The 24125-nt window shown below is 62.4% G+C and carries 21 protein-coding genes; 17 read left to right on the top strand and 4 right to left on the bottom strand.

The annotated features are described in order from the left end of the window. Position 1 precedes the first annotated feature (1 nt). The 3 genes from ybgC (at position 2) to AC3WVQ_RS15315 (ending at position 2066) form a co-directional block, all read left to right on the top strand. Positions 2 to 457, top strand: a complete 456-nt coding sequence (gene ybgC, locus AC3WVQ_RS15325; RefSeq protein ID WP_089044521.1) for a tol-pal system-associated acyl-CoA thioesterase — start codon at positions 2 to 4, stop codon at positions 455 to 457. A gap of 126 nt (positions 458 to 583) precedes the next feature. Continuing rightward, positions 584 to 1180: a TetR/AcrR family transcriptional regulator gene (locus AC3WVQ_RS15320; protein ID WP_090299753.1), complete on the top strand. Its 597-nt coding sequence runs from the start codon at positions 584 to 586 to the stop codon at positions 1178 to 1180. Next, a complete protein-coding gene (locus AC3WVQ_RS15315; protein WP_090299755.1) occupies positions 1173 to 2066 on the top strand; it encodes a haloalkane dehalogenase in 894 nt (297 codons plus the stop codon). Before AC3WVQ_RS15320 ends, AC3WVQ_RS15315 begins: the two co-directional genes overlap by 8 nt. Here the strand turns inward: AC3WVQ_RS15315 and ligD are convergent. Together ligD and AC3WVQ_RS15305 are read right to left on the bottom strand one after the other, a co-directional pair. After that, positions 2063 to 3688 (bottom strand): non-homologous end-joining DNA ligase, encoded by a 1626-nt coding sequence (gene ligD / locus AC3WVQ_RS15310; protein WP_090299757.1) that lies wholly within the window; start codon positions 3686 to 3688, stop codon positions 2063 to 2065. The two genes, AC3WVQ_RS15315 and ligD, sit on opposite strands and share 4 nt — an antisense overlap. Beyond that, positions 3688 to 3999 carry a hypothetical protein gene (locus tag AC3WVQ_RS15305; protein WP_090299759.1) on the bottom strand — a complete coding sequence of 104 codons (312 nt, stop codon included), beginning with the start codon at positions 3997 to 3999 and terminating at the stop codon, positions 3688 to 3690. The genes ligD and AC3WVQ_RS15305 overlap by 1 nt, the downstream gene beginning before the upstream one ends. 294 nt (positions 4000 to 4293) lie before the next feature. Between AC3WVQ_RS15305 and tolQ the strand changes: the two genes are divergently transcribed. From tolQ to AC3WVQ_RS15235, 14 genes are all read left to right on the top strand, one after another. Beyond that, on the top strand, positions 4294 to 5016 hold the full coding sequence (gene tolQ / locus AC3WVQ_RS15300) for a protein TolQ (RefSeq protein WP_034806243.1): 723 nt from the start codon (positions 4294 to 4296) through the stop codon (positions 5014 to 5016). 27 nt (positions 5017 to 5043) lie between these two features. Next, positions 5044 to 5496, top strand: a complete 453-nt coding sequence (gene tolR / locus AC3WVQ_RS15295; RefSeq protein ID WP_034806246.1) for a protein TolR — start codon at positions 5044 to 5046, stop codon at positions 5494 to 5496. Between the two features lie 9 nt (positions 5497 to 5505). Beyond that, positions 5506 to 6585: a hypothetical protein gene (locus tag AC3WVQ_RS15290; RefSeq protein ID WP_034806249.1), complete on the top strand. Its 1080-nt coding sequence runs from the start codon at positions 5506 to 5508 to the stop codon at positions 6583 to 6585. Between the two features lie 79 nt (positions 6586 to 6664). Further along, a complete protein-coding gene (gene tolB / locus AC3WVQ_RS15285) occupies positions 6665 to 7978 on the top strand; it encodes a Tol-Pal system beta propeller repeat protein TolB (protein ID WP_034806253.1) in 1314 nt (437 codons plus the stop codon). A gap of 297 nt (positions 7979 to 8275) precedes the next feature. Continuing rightward, positions 8276 to 8809, top strand: coding sequence for a peptidoglycan-associated lipoprotein Pal (gene pal / locus AC3WVQ_RS15280; RefSeq protein WP_034806256.1), 534 nt, complete (start codon positions 8276 to 8278; stop codon positions 8807 to 8809). A gap of 263 nt (positions 8810 to 9072) precedes the next feature. Then, a complete protein-coding gene (ybgF, locus tag AC3WVQ_RS15275; protein WP_034806258.1) occupies positions 9073 to 10101 on the top strand; it encodes a tol-pal system protein YbgF in 1029 nt (342 codons plus the stop codon). Continuing rightward, on the top strand, positions 10091 to 11431 hold the full coding sequence (tilS, locus tag AC3WVQ_RS15270) for a tRNA lysidine(34) synthetase TilS (protein WP_492382863.1): 1341 nt from the start codon (positions 10091 to 10093) through the stop codon (positions 11429 to 11431). The genes ybgF and tilS overlap by 11 nt, the downstream gene beginning before the upstream one ends. A gap of 100 nt (positions 11432 to 11531) precedes the next feature. Next, positions 11532 to 13472: an ATP-dependent zinc metalloprotease FtsH gene (gene ftsH, locus AC3WVQ_RS15265; protein ID WP_034806263.1), complete on the top strand. Its 1941-nt coding sequence runs from the start codon at positions 11532 to 11534 to the stop codon at positions 13470 to 13472. A 316-nt stretch (positions 13473 to 13788) separates the two neighbouring features. Beyond that, on the top strand, positions 13789 to 15141 hold the full coding sequence (gene glmM, locus AC3WVQ_RS15260; protein WP_060518576.1) for a phosphoglucosamine mutase: 1353 nt from the start codon (positions 13789 to 13791) through the stop codon (positions 15139 to 15141). Between the two features lie 381 nt (positions 15142 to 15522). Further along, a complete protein-coding gene (locus tag AC3WVQ_RS15255) occupies positions 15523 to 16347 on the top strand; it encodes an outer membrane protein (protein WP_060518574.1) in 825 nt (274 codons plus the stop codon). A gap of 188 nt (positions 16348 to 16535) precedes the next feature. After that, the gene (locus tag AC3WVQ_RS15250; protein ID WP_090299778.1) at positions 16536 to 17369 is read left to right on the top strand and encodes an outer membrane protein; all 834 of its coding nucleotides are present in this window, start codon (positions 16536 to 16538) and stop codon (positions 17367 to 17369) included. 252 nt (positions 17370 to 17621) lie between these two features. Further along, positions 17622 to 18800 carry a phosphoserine transaminase gene (locus AC3WVQ_RS15245; protein ID WP_090299760.1) on the top strand — a complete coding sequence of 393 codons (1179 nt, stop codon included), beginning with the start codon at positions 17622 to 17624 and terminating at the stop codon, positions 18798 to 18800. Positions 18801 to 18932: 132 nt separating this feature from the next. Continuing rightward, positions 18933 to 20528, top strand: a complete 1596-nt coding sequence (gene serA, locus AC3WVQ_RS15240) for a phosphoglycerate dehydrogenase (protein ID WP_110819211.1) — start codon at positions 18933 to 18935, stop codon at positions 20526 to 20528. A gap of 119 nt (positions 20529 to 20647) precedes the next feature. Beyond that, positions 20648 to 21154, top strand: coding sequence for a GNAT family N-acetyltransferase (locus tag AC3WVQ_RS15235; protein WP_060518566.1), 507 nt, complete (start codon positions 20648 to 20650; stop codon positions 21152 to 21154). A gap of 43 nt (positions 21155 to 21197) precedes the next feature. On the opposite strand, the gene AC3WVQ_RS15230 is transcribed toward AC3WVQ_RS15235, so the two are convergent. Together AC3WVQ_RS15230 and AC3WVQ_RS15225 are read right to left on the bottom strand one after the other, a co-directional pair. Then, a complete protein-coding gene (locus tag AC3WVQ_RS15230; RefSeq protein ID WP_090299762.1) occupies positions 21198 to 23012 on the bottom strand; it encodes a methyl-accepting chemotaxis protein in 1815 nt (604 codons plus the stop codon). A 125-nt stretch (positions 23013 to 23137) separates the two neighbouring features. Further along, entirely contained in the window at positions 23138 to 24019 is an 882-nt protein-coding gene (locus AC3WVQ_RS15225) for a DMT family transporter (protein ID WP_034806435.1), read from the bottom strand. Positions 24020 to 24125: the final 106 nt, after the last annotated feature.

The following is a 24125-nucleotide window of genomic DNA, read 5'->3' as shown; positions in this document are numbered from 1 at the left end:
TATGTCCCTGATTTCGCTCGCAGGCGAACTGACCGAAAACGGCCATCAGCTGATCCAGCGCGTCTATTACGAAGACACCGACTTTTCCGGCGTCGTCTATCACGCCCGCTACCTGCATTTCATGGAGCGCGCCCGCACCGATTTCCTGCGGCTGCTCGGCGTCGAGCAGGCAACGCTGGCGATCGAGGGCGACAGCGAAGGCCTCGTCTTTGTCGTCCATCGCATGGAGATCGATTTCAAGCTGCCGGCGCGCATGGATGACATCCTGACGATTACCACCGTCACCGAGAAGGCCGGCGGCGCCAAGATGGTGCTGCAGCAGGAGATCCGCCGCGGCGAGCAGTTGCTGATCGCCGCCAAGGTGATCATCGCCGTGATCAACGGCCAGGGTCGGCCACGGCGGCTGCCCGAGGCGCTCGCCTACAGATTCCATCATGCGAAGGAGAGCGCGAGCTAGGGCTCTCCTTCGGTCGAACGGAGACACGGCGCCCCTTCCAGGGGCGTTTTTCGTTGGTGGACGCGCGCTTTCACTGCATTCGATTCAGTGCATTGACAATAATACGTACGTACGTATTATTTCGCCATGTCCAGAAAATCGATACGTGAAAATCTTCTGAAGGCGGGCGATCAGCTCGTATGGAACACAGGCTACGCCGGGACCGGCGTACGCGACATCGTCGAGGCTGCGGGCGCCCGTCCTGGGTCCTTCACCAATCACTTCACGTCCAAGGAAGACTTCGTCATCGAGGTGCTCGATCGCTACTTCGCCTATGTCTCGGGCCTCGTGGAAGAGGCGCTTGGCGACAGAAGCGTGCGCCCCGTCGACCGGTTGCGTCGCTACATCGACCTCATCACCGGCAAGCTGGCTGACGCCGACTACAGCCGCGGCTGCATGATCGGCAATCTCAGCCTCGAAGCCTCCTTCGACAATGAACGGCTCAGGGCGCATCTGTCGAAACTCTTTGCGACGTGGCGCGGTCCCTTCGAGGCCTGCATCGCCGAAGGGCTGGAGAAGGGCGAAATCGCTCCGCTCGGCTCGGCGGCCGAGCTTGCCGACTTCCTGCTCAGCGCCTGGCAGGGGGCCATGCTGCGCATGAAGGTCGATCGCAGCCCGGCGCCGCTTGCAACGTTCAGGACGATCGTTTTTTCAACCGTGTTTGATGGAGGGAAGCATGCGTGAAGAGGCATTCGCAGCGGGCAAGTCATTCGTCGACATTTTCGGATCGTCGATGGCCTATATCGAAAAAGGCACGGGACCGACGGTCCTGTTTCTCCACGGCAACCCGACGTCGTCCTATATCTGGCGGAACATCTTGCCGCATGTGACACCGGTCGGGCGCTGCGTTGCACCGGATCTGATCGGCTATGGCCAATCCGACAAGCCCGACATCGACTACACCTTCCTCGACCAGTTCCGCTATCTCGAAGCCTTCATCGAAAAGGTGGTCCCCGGTCCACTTTTCCTGGTCGCGCAGGATTGGGGAACAGCGCTTGCCTTCCACTTTGCCGCACTCAATCGGGAGAAGGTGCTCGGCCTCGCCTTCATGGAATATATCCGTCCGGCTGAAACTTATGAGGCGTTTCATCAAAAGCCGCAGGCCCGCGAACTGTTCAGGGCGTTCCGAACTGAAGGCGTCGGCGAGCGGCTGATCCTGGAGGAAAACGTCTTCATCGAACGGGTCGTACCGAACGCGATCCTGCGTCAATTGAACGACGAGGAAATGACTGCTTATCGGGCACCGTTTCCGAATCCATCTTCCCGCCGCCCCGTGCTGCGCCTGCCGCGTGAACTGCCGATCGAGGGCGCGCCTTCTGAGTTCTACGCTATCAGTACGGCAGATCACGCCACGCTTCGCGCCTCAGGATATCCCAAGCTGTTGTTCTCGGGCGACCCTGGTGCGCTCATCTCGCCGGCGGAGGCGGAAGCTTATGCCGACGAGCTTGCGAATTGCCGCCTGGTGAAACTCGGCGCGGGCGCGCACTACCTGCAGGAGGATCATCCGCACGCGATCGGGACGGCATTGCGCTCGTGGATCGAGGGATTGCGCGGGGCGTCGGCGGCCTAGTCCGCCTCGTTCACGCCGATCTTGCCCAGGATCGTCTTGGTCAGGGATTGCCTGATCTTGGCCACATCCTGCCAGGGGTCTGCGCCATTTTCGATCCGCTCGAGGATGTCCGGGATGTGGAAGCTGTTGGCCGACTTGAGATCGTCCAGTTCATCCCAGTTGATGGGCGTCGCCACCGGTCCGTCAGCGCGCGCCCGGGTCGAGTAGGGGGCAATGGCGGTCGCGCCGCGCTCATTCCTCAGCCAGTCGATGAAGATGCGTCCTTTGCGCTTTTCCTTCGACATGGTGGCGATGAACCGGTCCGGTTCGCGATCGGCGAAACCTTGAGCAAAGGTCTTGGCGAAGGCCTTGGCTTCCGGCCAGCTGGCGCGGGCCGTCAGCGGCACGATGACATGGACGCCCTTGCCCCCCGTGACCATCGGAGCCGATTTCAGCCCGATCTCGTCGAGCGCATCGCGCAAGGCCACGGCCGCACCTTTGACCATCTCGAAGTCGAGACCCTCGTCAGGATCAAGGTCGAAGACCAGTCGATCGGGGATCTCCAGCTTGTCGACATGCGATCCCCAGATATGGAACTCCAGCGTGCCCATCTGGACCGCAGCGACCAGCCCCTTGGCGTCGCGCACATACATGTAGTTTTCCGTTTCGCCGGAGCTTTCCTCGACGGGGACTTCCTTGATCTCGTCGGGAAAACCGTCGCTCGCATGTTTCTGGTAGAAGCGCGGACCCTTCACGCCCTGCGGCGCACGCACGAGCGAGAGGAGACGCTCGGCCGCATGGGGCAATATGCGATCGGCGACGACGGCGTAGTAGCGGGCGAGATCGAGCTTGCTGATGCCCTGGTCGGCAAACAGGACGCGATCCGGATGGGTGATGCGCACCCCAAGCACGGTTTCGTCCGATATGGCTTGCTTCGCCTTTGCCGGCTTTGCTGCTTTGTCCTTGGGCTTCGTTGCGGTTTTGGATGTTTTGACTGTCACGGCCTTCGCCTCCTTGTCCTCCCCCTTGGAGGTCCAGACATGCTTCTTGCGTTCGCCCTTCCCATCGGCAATCTCGGCCATGGTGCGGCCGGTGCTGACGCTCGTCAGATGGTCCTCCAGCAGAACGTCGCCATCCTCGGCGGCAATTTCGTCACCCTCCTTGATCAGCAGCCAGTTCTCGCGCTTTTCGCCGGGGCGTGACCGCATCCGCACCAATGCCCACCCGCCTTGCATCCGCTGACCGTGAAGATGGAATGTCAGCTTGCCGTTGCGCAAGCCCTCGTCCGGATCGTTTTCCGGCTCCCACCAGCCGCTGTCCCATAACATGACGGTGCCGCCGCCATATTGCTTTTCGGGGATTGTGCCTTCGAAATCGCCATAGGCCAGCGGATGATCCTCGGTTCTCACGGCAAGTCGTCTGTCTTCCGGATTGAGGCTTGGTCCGCGGGTGACCGCCCAGCTCTTCAAGACACCGTCCCATTCCAGCCGCAAGTCGTAGTGGAGCCGGGTGGCGTCATGCTTCTGCACGAGAAAGCGCATGCGGCCGGACCGGCCGCGACCAAGCTTGCCCTTTGGTTCGCGCGTCTCGCCGAAGTTGCGGCGTTTGTTGTATTCGGCAAGCGGGCTGCGAAGGGACGCCATCACCCGCCTCCACGGAGACCCCGGAGGGTCGGCGCGTCCTTAGCCAGAATTGCGGACCGGGCCGCATCGAGGGCGAGGACCCGTTCGATGCGAACAATGTCCTCCTCGGTCACCACGGGAACCGGATCGGAGATGATGGCCTGGAGGATTTCCAGCGATACGACGCCGTGGGCGAGTGCGTCCTCCAGGGCGGCGCGGGTTTCCCGCTCGGCCTTGAGCTCGGCGTAAAGGGCGAGGATCAATCGGTCCCGGGGATCAAAGTCCGGTGAGGACTTTCCTTCGCTTCGTTGTCCTGTCGTTCGTTGGGCCATCCCTAGGAACGTACTCGGCAACGCTAAGTTCCGACTGCCGGGTGATACTGCAAAGACACACGACGGTAACGGTCTCTTAACCATAATGGTGTCTTAATCATCGCATCAGGATTTGTGCAGTGCACGTCATCCTTTGACCAAAATTGACGGCAAGAAGGCAACCTAAAGCTAATTAAGGTCGCGATGGTGCGATCTGCGGCGGTGCCGGGCACTCTTGCAAACAGGACGTTTGGGCTACCCGGTCACGAGCATGAACCGCTCTTGCCGGGTGTTTGGATTCGGGGACTGAAGACGATGGAACAGGTTGGATTGGCCGCGGCAACACACGATGTGAGCCTTTGGTCGCTATTCATGCAAGCGGGCTTCGTCGTGAAGCTGGTCATGCTGGGGCTCGTCGCAGCCTCCGTCTGGACCTGGGCGATCGTCGTCGACAAGACGCTGAACTACGGCCGCGTCCGCCGCCAGCTCGACAGCTTCGAGCAGGTGTTCTGGTCCGGCCAGTCGCTGGAAGAACTCTACCGCACGCTCGCCGACCGCCAGACGGCCGGCATGGGTGCGATCTTCGTGTCCGCCATGCGCGAATGGAAGAAGAGCTTCGAGCGCGGCGCCCGTTCGCCGATCGGCCTGCAGATGCGTATCGACCGCGCTATGGACGTGACGCTCGCCCGGGAATCGGAATCGCTGGAGGCCCGTCTCGGCTCGCTCGCGACCATCGGTTCGGCCGCCCCGTTCATCGGCCTTTTCGGTACGGTCGTCGGTATCATGACCTCGTTCCAGGCGATCGCCGGTTCGAAGTCGACCAACCTTGCGGTCGTGGCGCCCGGTATCGCCGAAGCACTGCTCGCCACCGCGATCGGCCTGCTCGCCGCTATCCCCGCGGTTATCGCCTACAACAAGTTCTCGGCCGACGCCGGCAAGCTGTCGGCACGCATGGAAGCTTTCGCCGACGAATTCTCCGCCATCCTGTCGCGGCAGATCGACGAGAAGCTGCAGAACCCGCGCCAGGCCGCGCAGTAATCGCCAGAGAGTACGGAGACCACGCTGATGGGTATGTCGGTTGGCGGAGCCAAGGGTTCGGGTGGCGGACGTCGTCGCCGCGGCGGCAAGAAAGCCATGATGAGCGAGATCAACGTGACGCCGTTCGTCGACGTCATGCTCGTGCTCCTGATCATCTTCATGGTGGCAGCACCGATGATGACGGTCGGCGTGCCGATCGATCTGCCGGAAACGCAGGCAAAGGCGCTCAATTCCGATACGCAGCCGATCACTGTCTCGGTCAACCCGGCAGGCGAGATCTACCTGCAGGAAACCGCGATCGCCATCGACGAAGTGGTGCCGAAGCTCGAGGCGATCGCCACCACCGGCTACAACGAGCGCATCTATGTGCGCGGTGACACCAATGCCGACTACGGCACGGTCATGAAGGTCATGGCCCGCATCTCGGCCGCCGGTTTCAAGAACCTCGGCCTTGTCACGCTGCAAGAACAGGAAAAGTGATCGTCCACGATGAAGGGCAGTCTCGCTACATCTGCTGTCCTCCACGCCATGGTCTTGACCTGGGCGCTGGTGTCGCTTGGCAGCCCGGCTGACTTCCAGGTCGCCGACGTCGAGGCTTTGCCTGTCGACATCGTTCCCTATTCGGAGATGACGCAGGTTCAGCAGGGCGACAAGAAGGCGCCGAAGAAGGAGACCTCGTCGCCGGTTCCGACCAAGCGGCCGGAGACCAACCAGCCTGCCGAAAACATCGGCGACAACGATACCGACCTGAAGACGCCGCCGACGCCGAACGCCAAGCCGTCGAAGAGCGAAGCCACGGCCTCTCCGGAAAAGAACGAGAAGCCCGAGCCGACGCCCGATCCGGTCGAGCAAGAGATCAAGAAGGTCGAGGAATCCAAGCCCGCCTCCGAACCTGCGACCGAAGTTGCCGCTCTGCCCGAACCGAAGCAGGAAGTGAAGCCGGAGACGAAGCCGGAGCCGGCACCCGCCGAGGAAAAGCCGGCCGAGAACCCGGAAGCCGAAGCGCTGCCTGAGAAGGTGCCGACGCCGGCGGCAAAGCCGAAGGTCGAAAAGCCCGCCCAGAGCGCCAAGACGCCTGACCGCAAGAACGAGGCAACGCCGAAGGAACAGAAGAAAGCTGCCTCCACCGAGGAAAGCAAGTTCAACGCCGACGAGATCGCCGCCCTTCTCAACCGGCAGGATCCCTCCGCCGGTGGTGCCAAGCGCTCGACACAGGAAGCGGCGCTCGGCGGCAAGAAAACCATTGGTGTGGGCTTGAGCGCCAACGAGATCGATGGCGTCAAGGGCCAGATCCAGGGCAACTGGTCACTGACGCCAGGCCTGACCGGCGTCGAGGAAGTGCGTGTCACGGTGCGCGTGCAGCTGGATCCCGCCGGCAATATCGTCGGCACACCCGAGGTTACCGCAACCGGCGGTCCGGAAGGTACGCGCCGTGCCGTTGAAAGCAGCACCTTGCGCGCGATCCGCCGTTCGGCCCCGCTACAGAACCTCCCGCCTGAAAAATATGAGGGCGAAAAAGGATGGAATACCCTCGTGCTGAATTTCGACCCCTCGGAATTCGCACTCTAGAGCTGCCGGGATTGGAACCCATGCCGGATAGCAAACCACCCCTGCAAACCCTTCGTACGAAGCTGAAAGGCTTGTCCCTATGATCAAGGTCTCTCTTTTCCGCGCCCTGATGGTGGCCGCGGGCATGTTAGCCGCCGTCGTGGCGGCGGTGACACCGGCAAATGCTGAAGTTGAAATCAACATCAACAAGGGCAACGTCGAACCGCTGCCGATCGCTGTCACGGACTTTCTCCAGGGCGAACTCGGCCAGAAGATTTCGGACGTGGTTGCGGCGGACCTGAAGCGTTCGGGCCTGTTCGCGCCGATCAACAAGGGCGCGTTCATCGAGAAGATCAGCAATCCGGATGCGACGCCGCGTTTCGAGGACTGGAAGGTCATCAACGCGCAGGCGCTCGTCACCGGCCGCGTGACGCAGGAAGGCGACGGCAGGCTGAAGGCCGAGTTCCGCCTGTGGGATACGTTCGGTAACAAGCAGATGACCGGCCAGCAGTTCTTCACCCAGCCGGAAAACTGGCGCCGCGTGGCCCACATCATCGCCGACGCCATCTATCAGAGCGTCACCGGTGAAAAGGGCTACTTCGACACCCGCATCGTCTATGTCGCCGAAAGCGGCCCGAAGACGGCACGCAAGCGTCAGCTCGCCATCATGGACCAGGACGGCTTCAACGCCCGTGCGCTCACCAATTCCAACGACATCGTTCTGACGCCGCGCTTCTCGCCGAACCGCCAGGAAGTCACCTACATGTCGTTCGAAAACCAACAGCCGCGCGTCTACCTGCTGCAGCTGGAAACCGGACAGCGCGAGGTCGTCGGCAACTTCCCCGGGATGACCTTCTCGCCGCGCTTCTCGCCGGATGGCCAGCGGGTCATCATGAGCCTGCAGCAGGACGGCAACGCCAACATCTACACAATGGACCTGCGCTCGCGGACCACGACGCGCCTGACCAACACCGCCGCGATCGATACCGCCCCGTCCTATTCGCCGGATGGCAGCCAGATCGCCTTTGAAAGCGACCGCGGTGGCCGCCAGCAGATCTACGTCATGGGTGCCGACGGCTCCGGCCAGCGCCGCATCTCCTTCGGCGACGGCTCCTATTCGACGCCGGTCTGGTCTCCGCGTGGCGACCTCATCGCCTTCACCAAGCAGTCGGGCGGCAAGTTCTCGATCGGCGTGATGAAGACCGACGGTTCGGGCGAACGTATCCTGACCACCGGCTTCCACAACGAAGGCCCGACCTGGGCGCCGAACGGCCGTGTCCTGATGTTCTTCCGCCAGGGTGCCGGTTCCGGCGGACCGCAGCTCTATTCGATCGATCTGTCGGGTTACAACGAGCAACTGATCCAGACGCAGGGCTTCGCATCCGACCCGGCCTGGTCGCCGCTGCTCGAGTAGTTCACGTGGCTTTGGGTCGCCCGATCCAAAGCCAGTAACGTGATCGCCCTCTCGTCCGCTTAAGGGCGGGAGGCCGGCGGAAAGCCGCCTCCTTTTTTCCTGATCCCGCTGCAGGCTGATCCGATTTGCGGCGGGAAAATGTGGCAATGATGCCGCTTTCTCGCCGCAAAGTGCTGGTCTAGCAGGGCCCGAGCCGAAATTATCGATTTGTTAACCATAACTGTTGAATAGCGATTAACCGCTTCCGGTTACAGTCTGGCAACCGTGAATTCAGACACTTCTCAAGGAGACCGGCGTATGAGCCGAATTGACACCCCGGCCGCAGGCCGCATGCAGACCATCGCTCGCAACCCGGTCATGATCGCCCTGGTCATGACGCTTGCCCTGGCTGGCTGTGCATCGAAGAAGAACCTGCCGGGCAGCGCTGGCGAACTCGGTCTCGGTGGCGCCGGTTCGGCAACGCCGGGCTCGCAGCAGGACTTCACCGTCAATGTCGGCGACCGCATCTTCTTTGACACCGACTCCACCTCGATCCGCGCCGACGCGCAGCAGACGCTCGCTCGTCAGGCCCAGTGGCTTGCCAAGTACCCGAACTACGCGATCACCATCGAAGGCCATGCCGACGAACGCGGCACGCGCGAGTACAACCTGGCGCTCGGCGCCCGCCGTGCGGCCTCGACCCGCGACTACCTGATCAGCCAGGGCGTTCCGTCGAACCGCATGAAGACGATCTCCTACGGCAAGGAAAAGCCGGTCGCCGTTTGCGACGACATTTCCTGCTGGTCGCAGAACCGCCGCGCCGTTACCGTTCTCGGTGGCGCCGGCATGTAATGATGCCGCGGCCGCGCGCATCGCGTGGCCCGGAATCACGACTTGATCTCAGGAGGCGTTGCGTGTTCCGGAGATCACAGATCGCTAAATTAAAAGGGCGGCCCTTGGCCGCCCTTTGCTTTTTTACCACACTTTGGCCGAACTCCGTTGCTTTTTCAGGGCAATTGGAAAACTGTGCGGCAATCACCCAGATGACTCGGCGAGATGTATTGCGGGCCCCTGGTCAAGGGTGGGACAACCGGTATTCGAACAGGACAAATGAAATGAAGAAATTTGTCGTGGCGGGCCTGATCGGTCTTGCGACCCTTGCGGGTCTCGGCCAGACGGCGAACGCCATGCCTCTTTCAGGGCTGCTGGCCCGAACGACTGAGACCAACAGCGGCGCGCAGAACCTGCCCGTCGTAAAGGTGCAGTCGGCCGAAACCGCACGGATTGGCCAGCTCGAAGAACAGATCCGCTCGCTTAACGGGCGTATCGAGGAAATGAGCTTCCAGCTCTTGCAGATGCAGGAGCAGATCCGGAAGTTCCAGGAGGACAACGAGTTCCGCTTCCAGGATCTGGAAAGCGGCAAGGCCTCCCCCAAGAAGAGCGGCGCTCTGCAGACGCCGAAAACCAGCGATCAGGCGTCCGTCACCCCGGGGGTGACGGATAGCCAGACCATGGCGCCCGCAGCCGGCGGCAACGACATGGCGTCTTCGGGCGTTTCGCCCGGAGCAAGCCAGGGCGGCAACGGCGCGGCCCCGCCGTCGACACTCGGACAGATCGTGTTCGACGAGAACGGCAATCCGGTCGCAGCGACGACGGATGGGCGGCCGGGCGCAAACGCCACGCTTCCCGGCGTCGATTCCGGCGCACCGGCCGACGGCGGCTTGAACAGCAATCCCGGCAGCCAGCAGACTGCATCGCTCGACAATCCCGGCGACCTCTACCAGTCGGCCTACGGTCATGTCCTTTCGGGCGACTACAGCACTGCCGAGCAGGAATTCGGCGACTACCTGGCCGCGTTTCCGAAGGGCGACAAGGCAGCCGATGCCAGCTTCTGGCTGGGTGAAGCCCAATATTCGCAAGGCAAATACAGCGACGCCGCCAAGACCTTCCTGAACGCGCATCAGGCCCACGGCAAATCGCCGAAGGCGCCCGAAATGCTCTTGAAGCTCGGCATGTCGCTCGGTGCGCTCGACAACAAGGAAACCGCCTGCGCGACGCTGGGCGAGGTCAACAAGCGCTATCCCAAGGCCTCGCCTGCGGTGAAGGCGAAGGTGACGAGCGAGCAGAGCCGCTTTGGCTGCTGAGGCTCCAGCGCCGACAGCCGTTGTCGAAACGGCAAAACGATTTCTCGCCTCCTTTCTTCGCCCGATGCGTATCCTCGTTGCCGTCTCCGGCGGGAGCGATTCCAAGGGTTTGCTTCTCGCCCTGAACGAGGCGATCGAGGCAAGCGACCCCAACAGATTTTCCCTGGCCGCATGTACGGTCGATCACGCCCTGCGGCCGGAATCGGCTGCGGAAGCGAAAGGCGTTGCCGCCTTCTGCGCAAGCATCGGCGTTCCGCACCTCATCAAGCGTTGGAATGGCCCCAAACCGCTGACCGGCATTCAGGCGGCGGCGCGCGAGGCGCGCTATCGGCTACTGGCGGATGCCGCCGAGCGGCTTGGGGCCGGCTGTATCGTCACCGGCCACACCAGCGACGACCAGCGCGAAACGATCCTGATGCGGATGCAAAGGGCGCAGGGGCCGGGCGCTTCCGGCATGGCGAGTGCCACCCTTTACGACCGCCGGATCTGGGTGCTGCGGCCGTTCCTCGACCTAGACCGAGCGTCGATCCGCGCCTATCTCGCGACGCGCGACGTGACCTGGTTCGATGATCCGAGCAACGCCAACCCGACCTTCGAGCGGGTCCGCGTCCGGGCCGAACTGGCGCAATCACCGCGGGCGGAAGAGGGGGTATGGGATGCTGGAGCCAGGGCCCGGTCGTCGGCAAGGGCTGCCGCCTTCATCACCCGCCATGTGCGCGTGCATGCAGGCCTGGTGGTGGAGATCCCGCTTGCTCTCGGCGACCATCGGGACAACGTCGATTGGCAGCGGGCGCTGCTCGCGCTGGTGGCCGTGGTCGGCGGCCGCGCGCATATCCCCGCCGCAGATACGGTGAAGCGGGTGGCGGCGTTTCTGCGAGAGACAACGCTCGGTAGGATGACGGCCGGAAGATGCGTGTTCGACCGCCGCGCAAGCGGGCTTTACCTCTATCGCGAGGCGCGGGGCCTGACGACTTTGACGCTTGCAGGCGGCGAGACCGCAACATGGGATGGCCGCTTCCATGTGCGAAATGGCGGAAGCGCGCCCATCTCCGTCGCGGCAGAGGGCCGAGGCGGGCCACAACAGCAGAGACTTATTGCCGCAGGCTTGCCACCGGGCGTTGCCGGTCGTGCAACGCTTACGGCGCCGAGGGTCCGGTCTGAGAACGGCGAAAGTGTCGCATCCATCACAATCGAGCCGCGGATCGGGCTCTACGACACCTTTTTGCCGGGTTTCGACCGGATCATGGCCGATCGGATCGCCGGATTGTTCGGACGAGAGCCTTATCCTCCGCCGCCGGTTCACGATCTATTGACAGAAATGGAACGGTAGCCGGCGGTTTGCCTTGGCAATACGTCACCAGAACCCTATGTTAGGGAGCAAGACAGCGGCTCGCGAAATGCGCGGGTCGTGACAGGTTCCGGGGAGTTCGATGAACCCTAATTTTCGTAATCTTGCCCTTTGGGCAATCATAGCGCTTCTGCTGATCGCGCTGTTCAGCATGTTCCAACAGCCGACGGAGCGCACCGGCTCGCGCGAGATTCCGTTCTCGCAATTCCTCAAGGACGTGGATGCGAGCCGCGTCAAGGAAGTCGTGATCACCGGCTCGAAAGTGATCGGCAGCTATTCCGAAAGCGGCGCAACCTTCCAGACCTACGCGCCTTCGGTCGATACGGCGCTGACCGAGCGCCTCGAAGCCAAGGACGTGACGGTCACGGTTCGCCCGGAAACCGACGGTTCGTCCGGGTTCCTCAGCTATATCGGTACCCTGCTTCCGATGCTTCTGATCCTCGGCGTCTGGCTGTTCTTCATGCGCCAGATGCAGGGCGGCTCGCGTGGAGCGATGGGTTTTGGCAAGTCCAAGGCCAAGCTTCTGACCGAAGCGCATGGCCGTGTTACCTTTGACGACGTCGCCGGCGTCGACGAAGCCAAGCAGGACCTGGAAGAAATCGTCGAATTCCTGCGCGACCCGCAGAAGTTCCAGCGCCTCGGCGGTCGCATTCCGCGCGGCGTGCTGCTCGTCGGTCCTCCCGGTACCGGTAAGACGCTGCTAGCCCGCTCGGTTGCCGGCGAAGCCAACGTGCCGTTCTTCACGATCTCCGGTTCGGACTTCGTTGAAATGTTCGTCGGCGTCGGCGCCAGCCGTGTGCGCGACATGTTCGAACAGGCCAAGAAGAATGCGCCCTGCATCATCTTCATCGACGAAATCGACGCTGTCGGTCGTCATCGCGGCGCCGGTCTCGGCGGCGGCAACGACGAGCGCGAACAGACGCTCAACCAGCTGCTGGTCGAGATGGACGGCTTTGAAGCCAACGAAGGCATCATCCTGATCGCCGCGACCAACCGTCCTGACGTTCTCGACCCGGCCCTTCTGCGCCCGGGCCGCTTCGACCGCCAGGTCGTCGTGCCGAACCCGGATATCAACGGCCGCGAACGCATCCTCAAGGTTCATGTGCGCAACGTGCCGCTGGCGCCGAACGTCGACCTCAAGGTGCTCGCACGTGGTACGCCCGGCTTCTCCGGTGCCGACCTCATGAACCTCGTCAACGAGGCCGCCCTGATGGCCGCCCGTCGCAACAAGCGTCTTGTCACCATGCTCGAGTTCGAGGATGCCAAGGACAAGATCATGATGGGCGCGGAGCGTCGTTCGTCGGCGATGACCGAGGCCGAGAAGAAGCTGACCGCCTATCACGAAGCCGGTCACGCGATCCTCGCGCTCAACGTTCCCTCGGCCGATCCGCTGCACAAGGCGACGATCATCCCGCGCGGTCGCGCGCTCGGCATGGTCATGCAGCTGCCGGAAGGCGACCGCTACTCGATGAGCTACAAGTGGATGGTCTCGCGTCTTGCCATCATGATGGGTGGACGCGTCGCCGAAGAACTGACCTTCGGCAAAGAGAACATCACTTCGGGCGCATCCTCGGATATCGAGCAGGCCACCAAGCTTGCCCGTGCGATGGTGACGCAATGGGGCTTCTCCGACCAGCTCGGCCAGGTTTCCTATGGCGAGAACCAGCAGGAAGTCTTCCTCGGCCACTCCGTTGCTCAGCAGAAGAACGTGTCGGAAGCGACCGCCCAGAAGATCGACAACGAAATCCGTCGTCTGATCGATGAGGCCTACGAGACCGCCCGCAAAATCCTGACGGAGAAGAACCACGAGTTCGTGGCGCTTGCCGAAGGGTTGCTCGAATACGAAACGCTGACTGGCGAAGAAATCAAGGCGCTGATCCGCGGGGAGAAGCCGGCACGTGATCTCGGCGACGACACGCCGCCGCATCGTGGCTCGGCCGTTCCCTCGGCCGGTGCCAAGAAGGAAGGCTCGGCGGGCAAGGGCGAAGAGTCCGAAGGCGGGTTCGAGCCGCAGCCGCAATAACCGACACCTGTCGGCCATGTATTGAAGCCGCCGTTCCTTGAGTGGAGCGGCGGTTTTTCGTTGGCGATTTTGCACCTGGCATTTGGTAACGGGATGTAATGATTTCTGATGCTAGGCTCGCTGCCGTTTGCTGCACTTTTGTGTCAAAGAAGACTCATGTGTCGCGATCGCATGGCCATTGGTGGGCACGACGATCGGAGGCGTACGGCAACCGCCGATATGAAATGAGGTCCGGTCAATGAAACCCAGTCGCGCACCCCGCAGACAGGCGAAACTGGCAAAGCCAGCGCTGACCCGGCAGAACGATGGAGCTCTTATGAAGCGCAAGTATTTCGGCACCGACGGTATTCGCGGCCAGTCCAATATGTTTCCGATGACACCGGATCTGGCGATGCGGGTCGGCATCGCCGTCGGTACGATCTTTCGCAATGGCGCCCATCGCCACCGGGTGGTGATCGGCAAGGACACGCGTCTTTCCGGCTACATGCTCGAAAACGCGATGGTGGCAGGCTTCACCGCGGCCGGTCTCGACGTCTTCCTGCTCGGGCCGATCCCGACGCCGGGTGTGGCCATGCTCACCCGCTCGCTGCGCGCCGATATCGGCGTGATGATTTCGGCGTCCCACAATCCCTTCCAGGACAACGGCATCAAGCTGTTCGGCCCCGATGGCTACAAGCTCTCCGACGACATCGAACAGAAGATCGAGGCGTTGCTCGACCAGGATCTCTCGGGCCAGCTGGCGAAGTCGGAAGACATCGGCCGCGCGAAGCGCGTCGATGGCGACATCTATCGCTATCTCGAACATGCCAAGCGCACGCTGCCGCGCGATGTCACGCTGCAGGGCCTGAGGATCGCCGTCGATTGCGCCAATGGCGCGGCCTACAAGGTGGCGCCGACCGCCCTTTGGGAACTGGGTGCCGAAGTCGTTACCATCGGTACGGAGCCGAACGGCCTCAACATCAACCTCGACTGCGGCTCGACGCATCCGGCTGCTCTGTCCAAGAAGGTCCATGAAGTGCGCGCCGATATCGGCATCGCGCTCGACGGCGACGCCGACCGCGTGCTGATCGTCGACGAGAACGGTACCGTCATCGATGGCGATCAACTGATGGCCGTCATTGCCGACAGCTGGGCCGAGGACGGCATGCTGCGCGGCGGTGCCGTTGCGGCGACCGTGATGTCCAATCTCGGTCTCGAGCGTTACCTTAAAGGGCGCGGCATCGACCTGCGCCGCACCAAGGTCGGCGACCGCTATGTCGTCGAGCAGATGCGCCAGGACGGGCTGAACGTCGGCGGCGAACAGTCGGGCCATATCGTGCTTTCCGATTTCGGCACCACCGGCGACGGTCTTGTTGCGGCCTTGCAGATCCTTGCGGTGATCAAGCGTCAGGGCAAGACGGTGAGCGAGGTCTGCCACCGCTTCGAGCCAGTGCCGCAGGTGCTGAAGAACGTGCGCATTTCGGCCGGCAAGCCGCTTGAAGACGCGACCGTGCGCCAGGCGATTGCGGACGCGGAAGCGGAGCTTGCGAAATCCGGTCGTCTGCTGATCCGCCCGTCCGGCACGGAGCCGCTTATCCGCGTGATGGCGGAAGGCGACGATCGCGGCCAGGTCGAGCGCATCGTCGACGAACTGGTCAATGTCATCGGCAGCGTGCGCAACGCCGCCTAAGCCGGTACCAATCGACTTCCCTCCAGGGCCGGTGCGAAGCGCCGGCCTCTTTTTTTCCCGTTGCCTGTTGCTTTTGCCCGGTAGTGTCGCCGCGGTCCGGGCCATTTTCCCGTTAGAACTCCGCTGGGGAACAGAACCTGCAACCATCACGACAAAAGAGAGTGTTGTTCTGCCGTTCTATTTAGCTCTACCTTATGTGATCTCGGGCAGCAGGCAGTAAACTGCACGACAACTACAAGAATATGCCGATTCCTTAACAAACGCGGTAAACGTTTGTAGTTAATCGGAACTTAACCTTTGCTCCTCATTATCCACAACAACAACGGGATTTGGGCACCGCTTTCACGGTGATCCAAGCAACGGAATCTATTGGAGTGGGCCATGAAGAGAATTTTGAGTGGCGTTGTTGCGATCTTGCTCAGCGGCACGGCAGCTCTTGCTGCGGATGTCTATCAACCGCCTATCGAGCCGGTGCCGGAACAGCCGGTCGAAGTCATCCAGACCAGCGGCTGGTACCTGCGCGGCGATGTCGGTTACGCCTGGAACAACCTGCGCGGCGCGAATTTCTACCAGGGTGGGCCGGGCGGCTCCATCGCCAATTTCGAAACCGCCGATATCGATGACTCCTGGGTCGCCGGCGTCGGTGTCGGTTATCAGTTCAACAACTACTTCCGTGCCGACGTCACGGCCGACTATTGGGGCAGCGCCGATTTCAACGGCTCGACCGTGGGTGGCTGCGGCAACTTCCCGGGCCCGTGCCGGTCGCGCGACGTCACATCGGTTTCCGCCTGGAGCCTGATGGCCAACGCCTATGTCGATATCGGCACCTACGGCGCCTTCACGCCTTACGTCGGTGCCGGTATCGGTGCGACGCACGTCAAGTGGGACAAGCTGCGCAACACCAGTTGCGAAATCGGCAACCCCGGCAATTGCGACCCGACGACGAGCCATGACGGTGAGAGCAAGTGGCGCTTTACCTACGCGCTGATGGCCGGTACTGCCATCGACCTCACCTGCAATCTCAAGGCCGACGTCGGCTACCGCTTCCGCCAGGTCGACGATGGCGACATGTTCGGCTACGCCAACGGTGGCGGTCCGGGCTCCGACGAGGGCTTCTACATCCACGAGGCGCGCGCTGGTCTGCGCTACTCGTTCGGCAGTGTCTGCGAAGTGCCCTACGAGCCGGAGCCGATCGTCTACAAGTGATCGGCCAGACCAGATGATACAAAAGGCCACCTTCGGGTGGCCTTTTTCGTTGCCGCCATTCTTTGCTTGTTTCCTAACAGGCATGGTTAACCGGGGGTTAACCAGTCGCTGCCAATAGTTAACGCTGAACGAAGCGGTGACGGCAGTGCGCCATCCCGCACCGATAGCAGTGGTGAAAGGGCATGGGCATGGATTGGCGAAACGGGTTCTGCGGGGCCGCTTTTGGTGCCGGCCTGCTCCTTTCCGGCGCGGCATTCGCTGCCGATGAGGATCTCCTGAATGCGCCGGAGATCACCATCGAAAAAGAATCGGCTGGCGCGAGTGCGATCTATCTGCGCGGCGATATCGGCTATGCGCCTTGGCGTAGCGAAGGCGATCCCTATTACCGGACCTTCGATGCGGGCACGTCGACCTACGACAGCACCACCTTCGACAACGCCCGTTTCGACAAGCCGTTTTCCGGGTCGCTTGGCGTCGGCTACCAGTTTACCGACACGTTCCGCGCTGACCTGACGGCGGAGTATTTCGAGGGCCGGTTCAACGGTTCATCCTCATCGGCAAGCCCGTGCGCGGGGCAAGGGGCGGGAACATCCTGCGCGTTTTCGACCGGGGCCGACTATTCCGCTCTCGGCCTGATGGCGAACGCCTATGTCGACTTCGGCACGCTCGCCGGCTTTACCCCCTACGTTGGCGCCGGTCTCGGCGCGACGCGTCTCAATTGGGATACGGCGGTTGAAAAGGCGACCTGCGTTGCCGGTGGCGGCGCCTGCGCCGGAGCGGCCGGCTCCACCTCTTACGAGGGGCGCGACAGTTGGCGGTTCACCTATGCGCTGATGGCCGGCGTTTCCTACGACCTCAGCGATCAGCTGAAGCTCGATGTCGGCTACCGCTACTCCCATATCGCCGACGGCGAGATGTTCGGCTTCGGCACTGAGGCGCTTGCGGGCGCACGTGGCGGCAACGGCTTTGACGATGGTCTTTCCCGTCACGAAATCCGAGCGGGCCTGCGCTTCTCGTTCTAGCGCCATCGGCCGCGGGAAAGTCGAGCAGGTTCGCTGCGTTCTTTCCCCAAGTGATTCAACCTGTTGCTCACATGAAGGCGTTGTCTGGCAACAATCGTTCGGCGGTGGCCGCCTGTCTTTTCATATGTTGCCCGCGACGCCATTAATTTTGTCGATTGCGACAAAGCGCTTGACTTCCGATCCCGCCGCCAATATCGACGACGGCGGGACACCCTTCCCCAACGAAGGGCTATCTATCTGGAAGGATAGCACATGGCAAAGCCTGCACAGCCGGACCTCCGTCCGAACAATACCCATTTCTCTTCTGGCCCTTGCTCGAAGCGCCCCGGTTGGACGCTCGACGCTCTCTCCGATGCTCCGCTCGGTCGTTCGCACCGCGCCAAGATCGGCAAGACGAAGCTGAAGCAGGCCATCGATCTTACCCGTGACATTCTTGAAGTGCCGGCCGACTACCGTATCGGTATCGTGCCCGCTTCCGACACCGGCGCCGTCGAAATGGCGCTCTGGTCGCTGCTCGGTCCGCGCGGCGTCGACATGGTCGCCTGGGAAAGCTTTGGCGCCGGCTGGGTGACCGACGTGGTCAAGCAGCTGAAGCTCGCCGACGTACGCAAGTTCGAAGCCGGTTACGGCGAACTTCCCGACCTTTCGAAGGTCGATTTCGACCGCGACGTGGTCTTCACCTGGAACGGCACGACCTCGGGCGTGCGTGTGCCCAACGGCGACTTCATCCCGGCTGACCGCAAGGGCCTGACGATCTGCGATGCGACCTCTGCCGCGTTTGCGCAGAACCTCGATTTCGCCAAGCTCGACGTCGTCACTTTCTCCTGGCAGAAGGTTCTTGGCGGCGAGGGCGCCCATGGCGTCATCATCCTGTCGCCGCGCGCCGTCGAACGGCTGCTGACCTACGTGCCGGCCTGGCCGCTGCCGAAGATCTTCCGCATGACCTCGGGCGGAAAGCTGATTGAAGGCATCTTTACCGGCGAAACCATCAACACGCCGTCGATGCTTTGCGTCGAAGATTACATCGATGCGCTGCTTTGGGCGCAGCAGGTCGGCGGGCTCAAGGGCCTGATGGCCCGGGCTGATGCCAATGCGCAGGCAATCTTCGATTTCGTCGCCGCCAACGATTGGATCGCAAACCTGGCGGTCAAGGACGAGACCCGCTCCAACACTTCGGTCTGCTTGAAGATCGTCGACAAGGACGTGCTCGCGCTCGACGCCGACGGACAGGCGGCCTTTGCCAAGGGCGTGGTTGCGCTCCTCGAAAAGGAAGGCGTCGCCTTCGACATCGGCCATTACCGCGATGCCCCGTCCGGTCTTCGCATCTGGGCCGGCGCCACGATCGAGGCCGCCGACATGAAGGCGCTGATGCCATGGCTGACCTGGGCTTTCGAGAGCCAGAAGGCAACGCTGGCACAGGCCGCGGCCTGATCGGACAATGGGTGAGGACAATGAACTTCGCCCGCATCTCACACTGATTTGAGTGATCCGCTTCGCTCCCGATGGGAGCGAGGCCTGGCTACCCGCATTCCCATTCAGACCTGATCTTTAAGGAGGCCTCCCATGGCACCTCGTGTTCTCGTATCCGACGAACTGTCGGAAACCGCCGTCCAGATCTTCCGCGACCGCGGCGTCGAAGTCGATTTCCAGCCGAAGCTCGGCAAGCACAAGGACAAGCTCGCCGAAATCATCGGTAACTATGACGGTCTTGCCATCCGTTCCGCCACCAAGGCGACGGAAAAGCTGATCGCCGCTGCGACCAACCTCAAGGTCATCGGCCGCGCCGGCATCGGCGTCGACAATGTCGACATCCCGGCCGCTTCGCGCCGCGGTATCATCGTGATGAACACGCCCTTCGGCAACTCGATCACGACCGCCGAACATGCGATTGCGCTGCTCTTTGCCGTTGCCCGCCAGCTTCCGGCCGCCGACACCTCGACGCAGGCCGGCAAGTGGGAGAAGTCCCGCTTCATGGGTGTCGAAATCACCGGCAAGACGCTCGGCGTCATCGGCGCCGGCAACATCGGCTCGATCGTCTGCTCGCGCGCCATCGGCCTGAAGATGCATGTGCTTGCCTACGACCCGTTCCTCTCCAAGGAGCGTGCCGAAGAAATGGGCGTCACCAAGGTCGAACTCGACGAACTGCTCGCCCAGGCTGACTTCATCACCCTGCACGTGCCCCTGACCGACAAGACCCGCAACATCCTGAGCGCCGAAGCGCTTGCCAAGGCCAAGCCGGGCGTGCGCATCGTCAACTGCGCCCGTGGTGGTCTGGTCGACGAGAAGGCGCTTGCCGAAGCGATCAAGTCGGGCCATGTCGCCGGCGCCGGTTTCGACGTTTTCGAGGTCGAACCCGCAACCGAAAGCCCACTCTTCGGCCTGCCGAACGTCGTCTGCACGCCGCATCTCGGCGCTTCGACCACGGAAGCTCAGGAGAACGTCGCGCTGCAGGTGGCCGAACAGATGTCGGACTATCTGGTCAAGGGTGCGGTCTCCAACGCCATCAACATGCCGTCGATCACCGCTGAGGAAGCACCGATCCTGAAGCCGTTCATCCGGCTTGCCGATGTTCTCGGCGCCTTCGTCGGTCAGGTGACCGAAAGCGCGATCAAGGAAATCGAGATCCTCTATGACGGCTCGACCGCCGGCATGAACACCAAGGCGCTGACGAGTGCCGTGCTTGCCGGTCTGATCCGGCCGCAGGTCGCCGACGTCAACATGGTTTCGGCGCCGGTCATGATCAAGGAAAAGGGCATCATCCTGTCCGAGGTCAAGCGTGACAAGACCGGCGTCTTCGACGGCTACATCAAGCTGACGGTGAAGACGGCGAACCAGACACGTTCGGTCGCCGGCACGGTGTTCTCGGACGGCAAGCCGCGTTTCATCCAGATCAAGGGCATCAACCTCGATGCGGATGTCGGCAACCATATGGTCTACATCACCAACACCGACGTTCCCGGCATGATCGGCTTCATCGGCATGACGCTCGGCGATGCGGGCGTCAACATCGCGAACTTCCAGCTCGGCCGCGAGAAGGAAGCCGGTGACGCGATCGCGCTGCTCTACGTCGATGGCGCTGTTTCCGAGGCCGTGCTTGACAAGCTGCGTGCCAATCCGGCAATTCGCCAGGCAAAGCCGCTGGTCTTCAACATCGATTGATGCCAGCCCAGCAAGTGGCAGCACGGTCTGCCACTTTGCCGACCCACTCACGGGACATATCGAGGACGCACCGGCCGACCGCCGGTGCGTTTTCCTGTTTCGAACGCATGTGACGAGAAATGACCGAAATGACATTCCGCTGGCGTGAGGCAAGCCTGCCCGACCTCGCATCCGTATCGGAGATCCAGCTCGTGGTTCACCAGGCCTTTCCCGAGGATGACGCCGTGCTCGCCGACCGCATCGCGCTCAGCCCTGCCGGTTGTTTCATGCTGGACTCAAAGGGCCTGTCGCGCGGCTATGTGTTGAGCCACCCCTGGCTTCGCGGTGCGCCGCCGTCGCTGAACAGCATGCTTGGCGAAATCCCTGAGGCTGCCGATACCTGGTACATCCATGACCTCGCCCTTCTGCCCGAAATGCGTGGCTCCGGGGCAGGGGGCGGCGTGTTGCCGATGCTTGCCGATGTTGCACGGACGGAAGGGTTCCGGTCGATGTCGCTCGTTTCCGTCAACGGATCCCGCCGCTTCTGGGAGCGACAGGGCTTCGAGGTTCGCATGGACGAACGGCTGGTGCAGAAGCTTTCAAGTTATGGCGATGATGCGCTCTATATGGAGCGGCATCTCGTCTGAATGAAAATGGCGCCGATTGGCGCCATTTTCGTTTTGTGCTGGATCAGGCCGCCCGCTGCGTCGAGGGCCGCCACGCTTTCTCCTCGACCGTGAACTGGGCAAGCCGGCCGGATAGCACGTTGCTTTCGCCGGCGAGCGCCTGGCTTGCGGCCGAGGTCTGCTCGACCATGGCGGCGTTCTGCTGGGTCATCTGGTCCATCTGGTTGACGGCAGTGTTGATCTCCCGCAGCCCGACCGACTGTTCGCGGGCGGCCGTCGCAATGGCGACGATGCGGTCGTTGATCTCGTTGACCCGGCGCTCGATGTCGCCGAGCGCCGAGCCGGTCGCCTCGACCAGACGCACGCCGGCCGAAACCTCGACGCCCGACGCGGTAATGAGCCCCTTGATCTCCTTGGCCGCCGTTGCCGAACGCTGCGCCAGTTCCCGCACCTCCTGCGCGACGACGGCAAAGCCCTTGCCGGCATCACCGGCGCGTGCCGCCTCGACACCGGCGTTCAGCGCCAGGAGGTTCGTCTGGAAGGCGATGTCGTCGATGACGCCGATGATCTCGCCGATCTTCGAAGACGAGTTTTCGATGCGGCCCATGGCGGTGATTGCGTCGCGAACGACCTCGCTCGAGGTGGCCGCACCCTTGCGGGCCTCGGCGACCATGCGGGTCGCCTCCTCGGCGCGGTTGGTGGAGTTCTGAACCGCTGAGGTGATCTCGTCGAGGGCGGCTGCGGTTTCTTCGAGCGACGCTGCCTGCTGCTCGGTGCGCTGCGACAGGTCGTTGGCTGCCCTGCTGATCTCATTGGCATTGCCGGTGACAACTGAGGTGGAATCGGCGATCGCGCTCACCGTCGAGCGAAGTGCGGCGACGGCGGTGTTGAAGTCCTGGCGCAGCTTTTCGTAGTCGGCGCCGAGATCGGGGACATGGGTCGTCAGGTCGCCGCTCGCGAGCCGCTCGAGCGCACCGCCGATCGTGCTGACGACATGGGCTTGCACGCGGGCGGTCGCCTGCTGCATTTCCTCGTTGGCGCTGCGCTCGCCGTCGAGCGCCATCTGCTGTTCGCGCTGGCGAACTTCGAGCGCGTTGCGCTCGATCACCGAGGCGCGCAGCACGACGAGGGCATCGGCCATGTGGCCGATCTCGTCGCGGCGGTCGGTATCCGGAACTTCCGAACGGGTGTCGTTGTTCGATACTTCGAGCATCACGTCTTTCAGCCGGTTGATCGGCCGGCTGATCGAGCGGCCGATCGCCATGGCGGCAGCCAGCGTCGCGATCGCGGCGATCGCCGTGGTGATGATCGTCATCAGCAGAGACGCATTGTACTTGGCGGCGAGATCGTCGGCATAGACACCGGTGCCGACGCCCCAACCCCAGGGCTTGAAGCCCTGAATGTAGGAGTACTTCTCGACCGGCTCCTCATGGCCGGGCTTGTCCCAATAGTAGTTGACGATACCGCTGCCCGGGTTCTGCGCCAACGCGATGAGCTCGACGTTAAAGGCTTTGCCGTTGGTATCCTTGAGGCCGCGCACGTCGGTGCCGACGAGCTTCTTGGCGAGCGGGTGGGCGATCATCATGCCGTCGAAGCCGTTGATGAAGAAGTAGCCGTCCTGGCCGAAGCGCATGGCCATAACGGCGGAAATAGCGCGGCTCTGGGCTTCCTCATGCGAGAGCGTGCCATTGCGCTCCTGCTCCTCGAAGCTTGCGATCGTCGAGATCGCCGCTTCGGTGACGTTGCGCAGCATCTGCCGGCGCTCGTCGCTGACTTCCGAGTTGGCGACTTGAGTCTTGTAGGCCATGGCGGCTGCCATGAAGACCAGCGCCATCGCCGTCAATAAGTAGATACGTGTCGAAATTCTAATATTTTTCACTGCCTTAGCCCCAAGGAAAATCCTGGCGGCGACAGAAACACCCATCTGCTAATCAAGCCTTAAGTCGCCTCCCGAGTTCTAGCGATTGCATCGCCCGAAACTTGCCCGGCAGGCGCGAGACTTCTCTAGCGCGGGCGACCTTTTTCGGCGATCGCGATCCCGCCGAGCACCAAGAGCAGGGCGACGAGGTGGAAGAGGTGGAAGGTCTCGCCGATCAGCATCACCGACAGCAGCGTGCCGAAAACGGGAATGGCGTTGATGAACAGGCCGGCGCGGTTGGCGCCGATCATCTCGACACCGCGCACATAAAGCACCTGCGACATCAGCGACGGGAAGATCGCGGCATAGAGAACGATGACCCAGCCCGTGGTATCTGGGACTATCGCCGTGCCTGTGCCGATCTCCCAGAACAACAGCGGGATGGCGCTCAACAGCGCGCCGAAGGCGGGGGCGGCGATGAAGCTCTGCCAGTGCATGGTCGGCTTGTAGCGCAGCGCCACGGTGTAGCCGGCATAAACGATGCAGGCCGCGATCATCAGCGCATCGCCGAAGTTGAATTCGAGCGACAGCAGGCTGGTGACGTCGCCATGGGCCGCCGTCACCAGCACGCCGACGAGGGTGACGGTAAAGCCGATCACTTGGGCGATCGACGCCTTGGTGCGGAAGAGCACGAAGTTGAAGAGAAAGATCAGCATCGGGATGCCGGCCTGCAGAATGACGGCATTGATGGCGCTCGTATATTTGAGCGCCGAGTAGAGCAGGGCATTGAAGGTGGTGAAGCCGATCGCGCCATAGGCAAGAAGTTGCAGCCAGTGCTTGCGGATCTTGTCCCAGTCGCGGCGGATCTGCGGCGTCATCAGCACCAGGATGACGATGAGCGCGAAGACCCAGCGCAGGGTCGTCAGCATCATTGGGCTCACATGGCCAACGGCCATCTTTCCGGCGACGGAGTTGCCGCCCCAGAAGAGAGCGGTGATGCACAGATAGAAGTAGGCCCTGGAATTCACGATGGTCAGACCTGCATGGGGATGGCGACCGGCTGTCGCGATGGCGGGAGAGCGGAAGATATAGGCTCTATATCCCGGCCTTGTCATGCAAAAAGGGCGGAACGCC

It is taken from the genome of Ensifer sp. EB106-05-01-XG146 (assembly GCF_058791875.1).
Note: the sequence above shows the minus strand (reverse complement) of the source record. Positions and strands in the feature narration are given on the sequence as shown.

Bases quoted from the DNA above. Each gene is read 5' to 3' on its own strand.
- ybgC (WP_089044521.1), top strand. From the start codon at position 2: ATGTCCCTGATTTCGCTCGCAGGCGAACTGACCGAAAACGGCCATCAG.
- AC3WVQ_RS15320 (WP_090299753.1), top strand. From the start codon at position 584: ATGTCCAGAAAATCGATACGTGAAAATCTTCTGAAGGCGGGCGATCAG.
- AC3WVQ_RS15315 (WP_090299755.1), top strand. From the start codon at position 1,173: ATGCGTGAAGAGGCATTCGCAGCGGGCAAGTCATTCGTCGACATTTTC.
- ligD (WP_090299757.1), bottom strand. From the start codon at position 3,688: ATGGCGTCCCTTCGCAGCCCGCTTGCCGAATACAACAAACGCCGCAAC.
- AC3WVQ_RS15305 (WP_090299759.1), bottom strand. From the start codon at position 3,999: ATGGCCCAACGAACGACAGGACAACGAAGCGAAGGAAAGTCCTCACCG.
- tolQ (WP_034806243.1), top strand. From the start codon at position 4,294: ATGGAACAGGTTGGATTGGCCGCGGCAACACACGATGTGAGCCTTTGG.
- tolR (WP_034806246.1), top strand. From the start codon at position 5,044: ATGGGTATGTCGGTTGGCGGAGCCAAGGGTTCGGGTGGCGGACGTCGT.
- AC3WVQ_RS15290 (WP_034806249.1), top strand. From the start codon at position 5,506: ATGAAGGGCAGTCTCGCTACATCTGCTGTCCTCCACGCCATGGTCTTG.
- tolB (WP_034806253.1), top strand. From the start codon at position 6,665: ATGATCAAGGTCTCTCTTTTCCGCGCCCTGATGGTGGCCGCGGGCATG.
- pal (WP_034806256.1), top strand. From the start codon at position 8,276: ATGAGCCGAATTGACACCCCGGCCGCAGGCCGCATGCAGACCATCGCT.
- ybgF (WP_034806258.1), top strand. From the start codon at position 9,073: ATGAAGAAATTTGTCGTGGCGGGCCTGATCGGTCTTGCGACCCTTGCG.
- ftsH (WP_034806263.1), top strand. From the start codon at position 11,532: ATGAACCCTAATTTTCGTAATCTTGCCCTTTGGGCAATCATAGCGCTT.
- glmM (WP_060518576.1), top strand. From the start codon at position 13,789: ATGAAGCGCAAGTATTTCGGCACCGACGGTATTCGCGGCCAGTCCAAT.
- AC3WVQ_RS15255 (WP_060518574.1), top strand. From the start codon at position 15,523: ATGAAGAGAATTTTGAGTGGCGTTGTTGCGATCTTGCTCAGCGGCACG.
- AC3WVQ_RS15250 (WP_090299778.1), top strand. From the start codon at position 16,536: ATGGATTGGCGAAACGGGTTCTGCGGGGCCGCTTTTGGTGCCGGCCTG.
- AC3WVQ_RS15245 (WP_090299760.1), top strand. From the start codon at position 17,622: ATGGCAAAGCCTGCACAGCCGGACCTCCGTCCGAACAATACCCATTTC.
- serA (WP_110819211.1), top strand. From the start codon at position 18,933: ATGGCACCTCGTGTTCTCGTATCCGACGAACTGTCGGAAACCGCCGTC.
- AC3WVQ_RS15235 (WP_060518566.1), top strand. From the start codon at position 20,648: ATGACCGAAATGACATTCCGCTGGCGTGAGGCAAGCCTGCCCGACCTC.